Raw genomic sequence first — 12,235 nt, forward strand, 5'->3', positions numbered from 1 at the left:
TTGGAGGAGGTAATCAACATGAAGGTAAGACCTTCTGTAAAACCTATTTGCGAAAAATGCAAAGTCATTCGCCGCAAAGGGAACGTAATGGTTATTTGCGAAAATCCGAAACACAAACAAAAACAAGGTTAATAGAAGGGGGTGTAGCGTAAAATGGCTCGTATAGCTGGTGTGGATTTGCCACGTGACAAACGCGTTGAGATCGCCTTGACTTACATTTTCGGAATCGGTAAAACGACTTCTCAGAAAATCTTGAAGGAAACAGGCATCAGTGCAAACACGCGTGTTCGTGATTTGACTGAAGATGAAGTGAGCAAATTACGTGAAACGATCGACAAAGAAGTTAAAGTAGAAGGCGATCTGCGTCGTGAAATTTCCTTGAATATTAAACGTCTGACTGAGATTGGCTGCTACCGTGGTGTTCGTCACCGTCGTGGGTTGCCTGTTCGCGGACAACGTACTAAAACCAATGCTCGTACCCGTAAAGGTCCTCGTCGGACTGTAGCGAACAAAAAGAAATAAGAAGGGAGGATAACATTCAATGGCTAAACCGAAAAAAGTTGTACGTACAAAACGCCGTGACCGTAAAAATATCGAGACTGGCGTGGCACACATCCGTTCCACGTTCAACAACACGATCGTTACGATCACAGATCCACACGGTAACGCAATCTCTTGGGCCAGCTCAGGCGGCATGGGATTCCGTGGTTCCCGTAAATCTACTCCATTCGCAGCGCAAATGGCCGCAGAAACTGCTGCTAAAGCTGCTATGGAACACGGCATGAAAACTGTCGAAGTCATGGTTAAAGGACCTGGTGCAGGTCGCGAAGCAGCAATCCGCTCTTTGCAAGCTGCTGGTTTGGAAGTTAACCTGATCAAAGACGTAACTCCGGTACCTCATAACGGATGCCGTCCTCCAAAACGTCGTCGCGTCTAATGAGATTTCTCCTCTGCGTGTAGTATAGATCCGGCACAAACTGCCAAGAATGGATGTTTAGGTATACTGCATGATAGACTATGGATAAGGTGAATGTTTCATATAGGAGCGACGTTTTGAAGGAGGGATATTGCAGTGATAGAAATCGAAAAGCCGAAAATTGAGACGGTTGACGTCAATGATGATGGCACCTATGGAAAATTCGTAGTAGAACCGCTGGAACGCGGATACGGTACGACGCTGGGAAACTCGCTTCGCCGTATTCTGTTATCCTCGTTACCGGGGGCAGCAGTCACATCGGTTCAGATCGATGGGGTTCTGCACGAGTTTGCAACGGTTCCCGGTGTGAAGGAAGACGTAACGGAGATCATTCTGAACTTGAAAGCTTTATCGCTTAAAATCCACTCGGATGAAGAGAAAGTACTCGAAATCGATGCGGAAGGCGAAGGAGTTGTAACGGCAGGAGATATCCGTGCGGATAGTGATGTGGAAATTCTTAATCCGGATCTTCACATTGCTACGCTCGGACCGGGTTCGAGACTTCACATGCGTATTTTTGCCAATCGCGGTCGCGGTTACGTTAAGCAGGATCGGAACAAACGTGATGACCAGCCGATCGGCGTCATTCCCGTCGACTCCATCTACACTCCGATTGCACGCGTGAACTACGGCGTAGAAAATACGCGTGTCGGCCAGGTTACGAATTATGACAAGCTGACACTTGAGGTTTGGACTGACGGAAGTATTCGTCCCGAGGAAGCAGTGAGCCTTGGAGCCAAAATTTTGACCGAGCATGTGATGTTGTTCGTGGGTCTCACGGACGAGGCAAAAGATGCTGAAATTATGGTTGAAAAAGAAGAAGACAAGAAAGAAAAAGTTCTTGAAATGACGATCGAAGAGCTGGATCTCTCCGTCCGTTCCTATAACTGCCTTAAGCGCGCTGGTATCAATACGGTACAAGAACTCACGACTAAATCTGAAGAAGATATGATGAAGGTCCGTAACTTGGGTCGCAAATCTTTGGAAGAAGTACAAGAGAAGCTCGAGGAACTTGGTTTAGGACTTCGTACGGAAGAATAGTACAGCAACGTTTTTGTGAAGGAGGGGAAATTACATGGCATACCAAAAATTGGGCCGTAACTCCAGTGCCCGTAAAGCTTTGTTTCGTGATTTGGTAACCGATCTGTTCTTGTATGAGCGTATCCAAACTACTGAGGCTAAAGCGAAAGAAGTTCGTTCTATTGCTGAAAAACTGATCACCAAAGCGAAAAAAGGAGATCTGCACGCACGTCGTCAAGTGGCTGCGTTCGTTCGCCGTGAAACTTTGGATGGTGAGCAGGATGCAATCCAAAAGCTGTTTAGCGAATTGGCTACACGTTACACTGAGCGTCCAGGTGGATACACTCGTATCCTGAAATTGGGACCTCGTCGTGGCGACGCCGCTCCAATGGTATATCTGGAATTGGTTGACCGCGCGTAAACAGGCGAAGATGAGGGAAGGGTGGACAGAATCGGCTTGATTCTGAACAACCCTTTTTTTCTCTTGGAGGAGTCCTTGAGGGGCTTCTCCTTTGTTATGTTCGGTTATTCCTTGTGAGGCCAGAGACTACCCCTACAAAGGTGTGAGAAGCATGCGGAACTTGTGCATGAAGGTGAACTATGACGGAACCCACTATGATGGCTTTCAGACGCAGCCTAACGGTAACACCATTCAGGACTGCCTTGAACATGCTATTTACTCATTGACGGGCGAGCGTCTTAAAATTACAGGCTCAGGCCGTACAGATGCAGGTGTACATGCATACGGGCAGGTATTCAATTTTCACACTGAATCGCCGATTCCGTTGCAGCGCTGGTGTCTGGCACTTAATGCCTGGTTGCCTCGTGATATCATCGTTACGGATGCGAGAGAGGTGCCACTGTCCTTTCATGCACGCCGCATGGCGAAGCGGAAGACATATCGGTACAGTATTAATGCGAATCGGTTTCCGGACATCTTTCACCGTCGTACACAGGCCCATCATCCAACGAGTCTGGATGTAAGAGCGATGGAGGAAGGGTTAGCTCATTTAGTTGGCACCTTTGACTATACTTCGTTCGCATCTCGACGCTCCCAAAAGACGAATCATGTTCGCACTATTTACGAAGCCTATATGACAGTAGACCATTCCTTTTCACGTCCGAACTCGGATGATCAGGGAATTATCCATACTTATATTACAGGTAGCGGATTTTTGCAGCACATGGTTCGGATTATTATGGGTACTTTGCTGGAAGTGGGAGAAGGCAAAAAATCGTCGGATGATATTCCTTCCATTTTGGAGGCGAAAAATCGTTCAAAGGCCGGACCTACGGCCGTTGGACATGCTTTAACGCTCTGGAATGTAGAGTACGACGAAAACATCAAAAAACATTGATTTTACCCTTGCGGAATTGATGGTTATCCTGTAATATAAAAGTTGTGTTTTCTTAATGGCTTTCCCACAGCCCCAATTAAGATAATCACTTTAAATCAACATCTAATCCATCAATAATGCAGCAACTTAACGAACGAAGATAAATGATGATTTCTGTTAACGAACTTAAGGAGGATACTTTTCATGCGTACTACGTATATGGCGAAGCCAAATGAAGTTGAGCGCAACTGGCACATCATTGATGCCGAAGGCAAAACGCTCGGCCGTCTGGCAAGCGAAGCGGCTGCGTTGATTCGCGGCAAACACAAGCCACAATTTACACCACATGTGGACACAGGTGATTTTGTTGTTGTAATCAATGCGGAAAAAATCGTATTGACCGGTAAAAAAATGGAGAACAAGAAATACTACCGTCACTCCCTGCATCCGGGTGGTCTGAAAGTAACGGTTGCACAAGAAATGGTTAAGAACAAGCCTGAGCGTATGTTGGAATTGGCTGTTCACGGTATGCTTCCTAAAACTCGTCAAGGCGAGAAAATGAAGCTGAGACTTAAAGCTTACAGAGGCACTGAGCATCCACATGCAGCACAAAAACCTGAAGTTTACGAACTTCGCGGATAATTAAAAGGGAGGACAGTTTCATGGCACAAGTACAATACTATGGGACAGGTCGTCGTAAACATTCGGTAGCTCGTGTTCGTCTCGTACCGGGTGAAGGACGCATTGTCATCAATAAGCGTGATATTAATGAATATTTCGGTTTGGAAACTCTCAAACTGATCGTAAAACAACCACTGAACCTGACAGAAACAGTTGGCAGCTATGACGTACTCGTTATCGCTCATGGTGGTGGTATCTCTGGTCAAGCCGGCGCAATTCGCCACGGTATTTCCCGTGCTCTGTTGAAAGCAGATCCGGAATTCCGTCCAGCTTTGAAAAAAGCAGGCTTCTTGACTCGTGACCCACGTATGAAAGAACGTAAAAAATACGGCCTCAAAGCCGCTCGTCGTGCACCACAGTTCTCGAAACGTTAATATTTCGAATACAGAAGAACCTTTTCCTTATGGAAAGGGTTCTTTTTTATTTAGTCATTTCCTGATCATTATCCACATGTGGATAAGTAGACCTACTCTAAAATTCCATGGGCTTCAGTATGTTTCTGCGAAAACATAAATAACCGCATGCAAATGCATGGAACACGAAAAGTTATCCACGATGTAATTGAAGACGATATTGTTATCCACAGATACAGTTTGTTATTTCAACGGAGTTTATTCTGTAATGTTTATAACCTGTGACTAAAATATAATATTCGACTATTCAATATAGCCTCATCTTAATATTCTCTGCTAAGTGCTGTTTCACGAGATACTTTGCTTTCACTTGTTTATGTAGAGTCCCTTGATATGTTCTGGCTGATACTGTCTATGCCTCTTGTGCAGCTGTTTTGAGCCTAGCTAGGGATACGGCAAGGACTACCTCTTTTTATTTGTGTGCACTGAGAGAAGGACGCTCCTTAGTCTAGCAATGTCTGCTTCCTAGGCTACTGCAATTGCAACGGCGATGTACAGGTTACTGGTAATGGAAATAGTCTACACAGCAATCGCTCCAAACTATAATCGGGAGCACCATGTATTGTCCGACTGTGTCTACCCTCATAAAATTGACCCTCCTTGATGACAGGATTGTAATGGGCTCCAGTAGCGATAAGAGTCTTGCTTGTGTCCAGTGGACCAATTCCTCGGGAATTGCCTCTACAAGCGCTTTAGGATGGGATAGAGGCAGAATAAGAGTTCAGCACGCAGTTATTTCTTTTATAATTTCCACAATGAAAGCATCGCTGACGCCAGAGCTCCAGAATAGTGTAGTCGATTTTATCTGGCTAAAAATTCGAGTAAAGGCTATTTTGCCCTCATTTGAACTCGTCCACATACGGACTTCATCTTTGGAATGCAAAATAAGAGCTCTGAAATCTAAATTTACTTTTATTCCCTAGCTTAACATCCCACGATAATCTTAGATCCAAAAACAACGTTTGCTTTCTTCTACAAAATAGTTCTTGCTTGATCCAAGAAGGAACCTAAGGTCCTTTTTCAAGTGTTTGGTATAAGAATATTTTATATAAAGCCAATGAACTTGGTTGGATACGCAAGAAAGCATTAAAGAATGCTGACAGAGCAACATTCCTGCAAATTTGGGTGGATAAATGCTTACATCAGGACATTTTGCCTTGGATTGACAATGATTGTGAAAGTTTTATACTGTATTTAATCTTATTAGTTTAGTCGGTATTGAAATGACACTTATTTATGAATCTTCATATGGAGGCGCATTGATAATGAATTTATTGGAGAAAGAAGCGTTGATTAGAGTCAAGGCAATTGAACTGGAAGAGGCTACGCCAGAGGAAGTTATCCAGTATGCTGTTCTTACATTTCCCAATCTTACCTTTGCTTGTAGCTTCGGAGCAGAAGATGTAGTACTAGTAGATATGCTTCAAAAAATTAGCCCTTCCACCGACATTTTTTACTTGGACACCGACTTTCATTTTCAAGAAACTTACGATACGCGAGATCAGATGAAAGCCAGATATAATTTGGATTTTGTCAGGGTCTCTCCCTTAATTACTCCTGAAGAGCAAGCGGCTGAGCATGGAGAGGAACTGTGGAAAACAGATCCTAACACATGTTGTGGTATACGCAAAGTTGAGCCGCTGACACGCATTTTGTCACAATACGATGCATGGATTACTGGTATTCGCCGGGATCAGGCCCCTACCCGTGCGAATTCAAAAAAGGTAGAGTATGATGAAAAGTTTGGACTCGTTAAATTTAATCCTCTGGCAAGCTGGACATCCGAGGATGTATGGAACTATATCCGTACTCATGAAGTGCTGTATAATCCATTGCATGACCGCAATTATCCCAGTATCGGTTGTGAGCAATGTACCCGTGAAGTTCTACCAGGTGAAGACCCTCGTGCAGGTCGCTGGTCAGGCAATGAGAAAACAGAGTGTGGGCTCCATCAATAAAATGGTATTCAGGTAACTATGAGTCGTATTTATGAAGAGAAGGGAAGTGCATTATGACTGCAATTCTTCCGCATGGCGGAACACTTGTTGATAAAATCATTACAGGACCGGAGCAAAAAGCACTTTTGCAGGCCGCAGGAGAATTGTTTCCTATTCGTGTAAACTCATGGACCATTTCTGATCTGGATTTGATTGGAGTGGGAGCTTTCTCTCCTTTGACGGGGTTTATGAATGAATCTGATTATCGGTCGGTGGTAACAGATATGCGTCTTGCCGATGGTACAGTCTGGAGTATTCCTATTACTCTTGCGGTTGTAGAAAGTGTAGCCAGTGAACTGAAATTAGGTCAGCAGGTGGCTTTGGTGGGTGAAACAGACGGTACTATCTATGCTGTACTTGATATTGAAAGTATTTATCAGGTAGATCAGGTTGAGGAAGCCAGACGAGTATTCAAGACCGATGACCCGGCTCATCCTGGCGTAAACAAACTGTTAGATCGACCTGCTACGTATGTTGGTGGATCTGTGCAAGTGCTGAATCGGCCGGAGCCCACACAATTTAGTGAGTTTTACTATACACCATCACAGACACGCGACTATTTTGCAGAAAAAGGCTGGAAAACAGTGGTCGGTTTTCAAACACGAAATCCGGTACATCGGGCACATGAGTACATCCAAAAAAGTGCGATGGAGATTGTGGATGCTTTGTTTCTAAACCCACTCGTTGGTGAAACCAAGTCAGATGACGTTCCGGCAGATGTGCGTATGAAGAGCTATCTGGTGCTGCTGGACAATTATTATCCGGCTGATCGGACTTTTCTGGGGGTATTTCCTGCTGCCATGCGATACGCGGGTCCTAGAGAGGCCATTTTCCATGCTATTGTGCGAAAAAACTATGGCTGCACCCATTTTATTGTTGGAAGGGATCATGCCGGGGTAGGAGACTATTATGGTACCTACGAAGCACAGGAAATTTTCAGGCACTTTACACCTGAAGAGCTGGGGATTACTCCATTGTTCTTTGAACACAGCTTTTATTGCACCCGATGTGGAAATATGGCCTCAAGTAAAACATGCCCACATCCCAAGGAGCATCATTTGACGCTCTCAGGCACCAAGGTACGGGAATTGTTGCGCTCTGGGGTTTGCCCGCCACCTGAATTTACACGACCGGAAGTCGCTCAAGTGCTGATTGAAGGTATGAAAGAATTTGTTCATGCCTGAGTTGTACTATCTACACGCCTCGTCCCATATAGATTATTAGTATCTGTATAGGACGGAGGCGTTTTGTTATGCAAAAAAATAATCGTAAACACGAGGTTACACTGTGGATTCGCTATCGGACGTTGCAAAAAATGCTGTTGGGCTGTTGTCTCGCCGTTCTGTTTATTACATTGGCATTGTATGAGATACCTGCTTCGAGAGCTTGGACGCATTGGAGTTTACCCCTTACTGGTAAAGTAATTGCTATAGATGCTGGACACGGAGGGCCTGATGGAGGGGCGGTCAGCAAAGAAGGAATTATTGAAAAGGATATTAATCTGGCAATCGCTTTTTATTTGCGGGATTATTTGCAGCAAGCAGGTGCTGTTGTTGTCATGACACGTGAGGATGACCGCGACCTGGCGCAGCAAGAAACGAAAGGTTATTCCAGAAGAAAAACGGAGGATTTGAAGCAGCGTGTGCGTATAATTGAGGAGCAGAAAGCGGACCTCTTTCTAAGTATTCATATGAACAGTATTCCGTCAAGCCGTTGGAGTGGAGCCCAGACCTTTTACGTACCTAACCATGCAGATAACGAGAATTTGGCGTCTTTAATTCAGGAAGAGATCAAACGCAACTTGGAAAATACAGATAGAGTGGCTAAGACCGTGAACACAGTTTATTTATTGAAAGCTCTCAAAATGCCATCAGCCCTTGTAGAAGTCGGATTTTTGTCCCATCCAGAGGAAGCCAGACGACTAAGTGATGTAAACTATCAAAGGCAGGTGGCAGCGTCCATATATAAGGGGATTTTGCGTTACAGTGCCGGGGAAAAGGGGATCTCACCAGCACCTGAGGCCAGATAGTGGTATACTGTAAGTGTTTACCACTCCGTAAATTCATTAAAGCAGAGGTGCTGATAATTCATGCAATCAAGAGAGCAAGTTATAGAGCTACTTCAACAAGTACGGGAGCCTCAAACAGGACGCCGTCTAGTCGATCTCCATTTTATTCGGGATGTGGTTGTTAAAGAGGATCGGGTATCCTTGACCGCTATTAGTATGAATAGCCAGGAAGAGACGTGTGCAGAACTGGAGCGGGAAATCCGGCAGACGTTAGAAGAGGCGGGATTAAGCCACGTCCATATTCGTATTCGTGAGGCATCTGAGCATGAAAAGTCCGCAATTCAAGCTGTGGAGAATACCGAGGAAGCCGCTGACCCGGTTTTGACCAAAGGACATGCTGTTGGTATGGAAGAACATGAGCTGCTTAGCCCAGCATCTGGCGTCCGGTTTATTGCCATTGCAAGCGGAAAAGGTGGTGTCGGAAAATCGACAGTAGCTGTAAATTTGGCTGCTGCTTTAGCTAGACAGGGGAAGCGTGTGGGTTTAATTGATGCGGATATCTATGGATTTAGCGTGCCGGATATGATCGGAGTGGAGGATGTCCCTTCTGTCGAAGATGGTATCATTCAGCCGGTGGAGCGATTCGGTATCAAAATCATGTCTATGGGCTTCTTTGTCAGAGAGAACAATCCGGTGATTTGGAGAGGTCCCATGCTGGGGAGAATGCTCAGACAGTTTTTTAGTGATGTTGAATGGGGACAACTGGATTATATGATACTCGATTTACCACCAGGGACTGGCGATGTAGCGCTTGACGTACATCAAATGATTCCGCAGAGTGAAGAAATCATTGTCACTACCCCACATGCAACTGCAGCTTTTGTAGCTGCACGTGCAGGGGCTATGGCTCTCCAAACGGATCATAAGGTCATTGGTGTTGTGGAGAACATGTCCTACTATGTATCCTCCACCGGAGAAAAGGACTATGTTTTTGGACGTGGTGGCGGGGCTATGCTGGCAGATACTCTTCATACGAAACTACTGGCGCAAATTCCGCTGGGTATCCCAGACAATCACCCTTCAGAAGCCGACTTTTCTCCATCCGTATATAAATCCGAGTCGGCGACAGGGGCAATTTACAATGATATTGCTGCTCAAATTACGACGTTGCACGCGGAATTTGAATAAGAAAAAAAGGCTGGTTGTTGAACCAGCCTTTTTATTATTGGCCTCCACCTTGTTCTCCTTCGCCTCCACCACCACCATCTTGCTTTTGATCAGCAGAGCCACCTTGCTCACCGCTTTTTTTCTCAACCTTAGGTTGGAGTTCCTCTTGTACGACAGTTTTAAGTAAATTCATGACTTCAAGCCGAAAAATCGGATTCTGCATGGCATCATGCATGACTGTCATAGATTGTTTGCGGTATTCAGGAGTTTTAGTTAAGTCCATATACATCTTGGTTAGTTCTGGCGACTTGAGCATCGCTTCAATTGATTTTTGATAAGAAGGGTCTTTTATAAGTTGCATATGAAGCTGTTTGCTTTGGCTGTTGATGGCTTTTGCAAATTCTCCTGCAAAACGCGGATCAGTCATAATCTTTTCGATTTCTTTTTTATATTCAGGTGATACTAAAGTATCTTTGACTGCGATCTTCATTTGTTCAGCCGATTGCATGGGCATAAGCATTTTCATTCCCAGGCTGCCACCAGATCCACCACCAGCCCCACCCTCTTCACTGCTTTGACCGGATTGTCCTTCTTTTGAAGTACTTTCCCCGGTTAAAGCCTCCTCTACGGCTTTTTTTCCGTCATCGCTTTTCAAGATATCGACAACCATCGTTTTCATCTCTTTATAACTGTTCTGAGGGGGCGCAGAACCCTGATCCGAGCCGCAGCCACTCAGTGCAACGCCCAGTACGCATACCGTGCTAACAAATCGCAAACGAGTCCAATTCATGGCCGTATTCCTCCTTCATCATGAATGTGGATAGTATGCGGATGAATGCGGAGAAATATGTCGATTTGCTTTTGGTTTTTAGCTGAGAACGTTGTAAAATAACTCCTTAAAGACCCAGTGCCTGATCGCGTACCTCTTTGCCTTTTACTGTACCCTGTTGAAGCAGTTCAGATACAGTCACGAATTCATAGCCTTGTGCGCGCAACTTGTCGATAATGACGGGCAAGGCTTCATGCGTTTGTTTACAGGAATCACTGGCATGCAGAAGGACGATATCGCCAGGATGCGCTTTATTTACAACACGGTCGATTATGACCTGAGTACCAGGGTTTTTCCAGTCTAGGGAATCTGTATCCCACTGAATGGTTTTGTAGCCTAAAGTGCCAGCAACCTGAAGGACTCTTTTATCAAAGTCGCCATTAGGCATACGGATCAACTTCGGGGACTGTCCCGTCAGTTCGGTTAATGTGGTATGAGCAATTGAAATCTGCTTACGAATATCTTCATCGCTTAAGCTACTGTAATTTTCGTGTTTATGGCCATGACTGCCGATCTCAAATCCACTTTCTTTAATCTGATTCACAAGCTCTGGATGTGTTTTACTCCAAGGGGCAGAAAGAAAAAAGGTGGACTTGGTCACTTTTTTATCCTCAAGGACTTTTAAGATGGGAGCAGTGCGCTTATCACCCCAGCTAATATCAAAGGTGAGAGCGATCAGCTTTTTGTCCGTGGGTACACTATAAATAGCGGTTGGTGCTTCCTCGGAAAAAACCGTAACATTATCGGTTTCTACATAAATGACTCCAACGGTAAAGACGGCTGCAGCCATTACGATTAAGAATCGTTTGATTTTTTTACCGTTCAATACATAGAAAAAAGAATTCATGGTTAATAACGCCCCTTTCATCCTAGAAGTGCTTGTTTACTTAAAGCTATGCCGGGGGTTGTCAATTATTCCATTGAGCTAATAGGAGGAATTATCAAATGGGACTAAAAGCATTTTTTCACGATTTACACACGACAAGACGGTTAATTTTAATCTCTGCACTTCTTTTCTGCACAAGTATTATGGTGGGATGGTTAAGTACAGGCACTATTCAATCCATGCTGGCGCAACAAATGGAGGGACTGGGAGAAGTAGCGCAGCGCTTGCAGAATTCTGAGCATCCACAATGGAGTTTTTTTGTATTCATCTTTTTCAATAATGCAATTAAATGTGTGCTGGTTATATTTATGGGGGCTGTATTTGGAATTGTACCGTTTATATTTTTAATTGTGAACGGTATGGTTTTAGGGTTTGTAGTACACTTGCAGACAGATATGGGAGGAAGTATGTATGAAGTTGTTGTCAAAGGGTTACTGCCTCACGGTGTGATTGAATTGCCTGTTTTGATTATCGCCTGTGCCTTCGGATTGAAGTTTGGAATCAACATAATGTCTACTATAGGTACAAGCATAGGGCTAAAGCGCAAAGGAACTGGCCCAGCGTGGGATGTGTTTATGAAACAAACGTTGAGGGTGTCCATATGGTCTGTCATCTTACTGCTTATAGCTGCTGCAATTGAGAGTGGCATAACTTATCGTTTATTGTCACAATAAAATATTATGGCCAAATATTTATATATTTCCTGAAAATTGAACATAACAAAGGGGAGAGCCTAAAGAGAAGCTGAAGATTAATCGGGGTAAGTTTGAAACCTTAGCAGTTGAGTTTAAAAACAGGTAAAGATTGGAACAATAGTTGAGCAAATATAAGTACTATATAATCTGCTGATAAGGGAGTATGGTCATATGTTGGGAATGCTGTTTAACGAAAAAGAATGCAAGGAACTTGACTACGTTCTTC

Annotated in this window: 16 protein-coding genes (1 of these 16 running past the window's edge); 14 read left to right on the plus strand and 2 right to left on the minus strand. The window is 44.3% G+C overall.

From position 1 onward, the window contains the following. The first annotated feature begins 18 nt into the window (after window positions 1-18). From rpmJ to ACQW03_RS14690, 12 genes are all read left to right on the plus strand, one after another. Window positions 19-132: a 50S ribosomal protein L36 gene (gene rpmJ / locus ACQW03_RS14635; protein WP_003333770.1), complete on the plus strand. Its 114-nt coding sequence runs from the start codon at window positions 19-21 to the stop codon at window positions 130-132. Window positions 133-153: 21 nt separating this feature from the next. Beyond that, window positions 154-522: a 30S ribosomal protein S13 gene (gene rpsM / locus ACQW03_RS14640; protein ID WP_007432560.1), complete on the plus strand. Its 369-nt coding sequence runs from the start codon at window positions 154-156 to the stop codon at window positions 520-522. A gap of 19 nt (window positions 523-541) precedes the next feature. Further along, the gene (rpsK, locus tag ACQW03_RS14645) at window positions 542-937 is read left to right on the plus strand and encodes a 30S ribosomal protein S11 (protein WP_013312144.1); all 396 of its coding nucleotides are present in this window, start codon (window positions 542-544) and stop codon (window positions 935-937) included. A gap of 135 nt (window positions 938-1,072) precedes the next feature. After that, entirely contained in the window at window positions 1,073-2,017 is a 945-nt protein-coding gene (locus ACQW03_RS14650) for a DNA-directed RNA polymerase subunit alpha (RefSeq protein WP_007432558.1), read from the plus strand. 34 nt (window positions 2,018-2,051) lie between these two features. Further along, on the plus strand, window positions 2,052-2,417 hold the full coding sequence (rplQ, locus tag ACQW03_RS14655) for a 50S ribosomal protein L17 (RefSeq protein WP_013312143.1): 366 nt from the start codon (window positions 2,052-2,054) through the stop codon (window positions 2,415-2,417). 151 nt (window positions 2,418-2,568) lie between these two features. After that, window positions 2,569-3,354 carry a tRNA pseudouridine(38-40) synthase TruA gene (truA, locus tag ACQW03_RS14660; RefSeq protein ID WP_441950310.1) on the plus strand — a complete coding sequence of 262 codons (786 nt, stop codon included), beginning with the start codon at window positions 2,569-2,571 and terminating at the stop codon, window positions 3,352-3,354. 183 nt (window positions 3,355-3,537) lie between these two features. After that, complete coding sequence (gene rplM / locus ACQW03_RS14665) at window positions 3,538-3,975, plus strand: 50S ribosomal protein L13 (RefSeq protein ID WP_013312141.1); 438 nt, start codon at window positions 3,538-3,540, stop codon at window positions 3,973-3,975. A 20-nt stretch (window positions 3,976-3,995) separates the two neighbouring features. Beyond that, window positions 3,996-4,388 (plus strand): 30S ribosomal protein S9, encoded by a 393-nt coding sequence (gene rpsI / locus ACQW03_RS14670; protein WP_013312140.1) that lies wholly within the window; start codon window positions 3,996-3,998, stop codon window positions 4,386-4,388. A 1,304-nt stretch (window positions 4,389-5,692) separates the two neighbouring features. Continuing rightward, complete coding sequence (locus ACQW03_RS14675) at window positions 5,693-6,385, plus strand: phosphoadenylyl-sulfate reductase (protein WP_068939394.1); 693 nt, start codon at window positions 5,693-5,695, stop codon at window positions 6,383-6,385. 53 nt (window positions 6,386-6,438) lie between these two features. After that, a complete protein-coding gene (sat, locus tag ACQW03_RS14680) occupies window positions 6,439-7,608 on the plus strand; it encodes a sulfate adenylyltransferase (RefSeq protein ID WP_441950313.1) in 1,170 nt (389 codons plus the stop codon). Between the two features lie 68 nt (window positions 7,609-7,676). Next, on the plus strand, window positions 7,677-8,453 hold the full coding sequence (gene cwlD / locus ACQW03_RS14685) for an N-acetylmuramoyl-L-alanine amidase CwlD (RefSeq protein WP_069080586.1): 777 nt from the start codon (window positions 7,677-7,679) through the stop codon (window positions 8,451-8,453). Window positions 8,454-8,513: 60 nt separating this feature from the next. Further along, window positions 8,514-9,620 (plus strand): P-loop NTPase, encoded by a 1,107-nt coding sequence (locus ACQW03_RS14690; protein ID WP_441950316.1) that lies wholly within the window; start codon window positions 8,514-8,516, stop codon window positions 9,618-9,620. 34 nt (window positions 9,621-9,654) lie between these two features. On the opposite strand, the gene gerD is transcribed toward ACQW03_RS14690, so the two are convergent. After that, window positions 9,655-10,389, minus strand: a complete 735-nt coding sequence (gene gerD / locus ACQW03_RS14695) for a spore germination lipoprotein GerD (protein ID WP_104495563.1) — start codon at window positions 10,387-10,389, stop codon at window positions 9,655-9,657. Between the two features lie 106 nt (window positions 10,390-10,495). Then, a complete protein-coding gene (pdaB, locus tag ACQW03_RS14700; protein WP_023990485.1) occupies window positions 10,496-11,275 on the minus strand; it encodes a polysaccharide deacetylase family sporulation protein PdaB in 780 nt (259 codons plus the stop codon). A 98-nt stretch (window positions 11,276-11,373) separates the two neighbouring features. On the opposite strand from pdaB, the gene ACQW03_RS14705 reads away from it, so the two are divergent. Together ACQW03_RS14705 and ACQW03_RS14710 are read left to right on the plus strand one after the other, a co-directional pair. After that, entirely contained in the window at window positions 11,374-11,988 is a 615-nt protein-coding gene (locus ACQW03_RS14705) for a stage II sporulation protein M (RefSeq protein WP_441950319.1), read from the plus strand. A 192-nt stretch (window positions 11,989-12,180) separates the two neighbouring features. Further along, a protein-coding gene (locus ACQW03_RS14710) for a hypothetical protein (protein WP_013312131.1) crosses the window boundary here: on the plus strand, window positions 12,181-12,235 show its 5' portion. Its footprint extends 176 nt past the window's final position; the window shows 55 of its 231 coding nt (coding positions 1-55); its start codon is at window positions 12,181-12,183; the stop codon falls past the right edge of the window.

The sequence above is a fragment of the Paenibacillus sp. DRB1-1 genome (assembly GCF_052119485.1).
Lineage (GTDB): Bacteria > Bacillota > Bacilli > Paenibacillales > Paenibacillaceae > Paenibacillus > Paenibacillus polymyxa_B.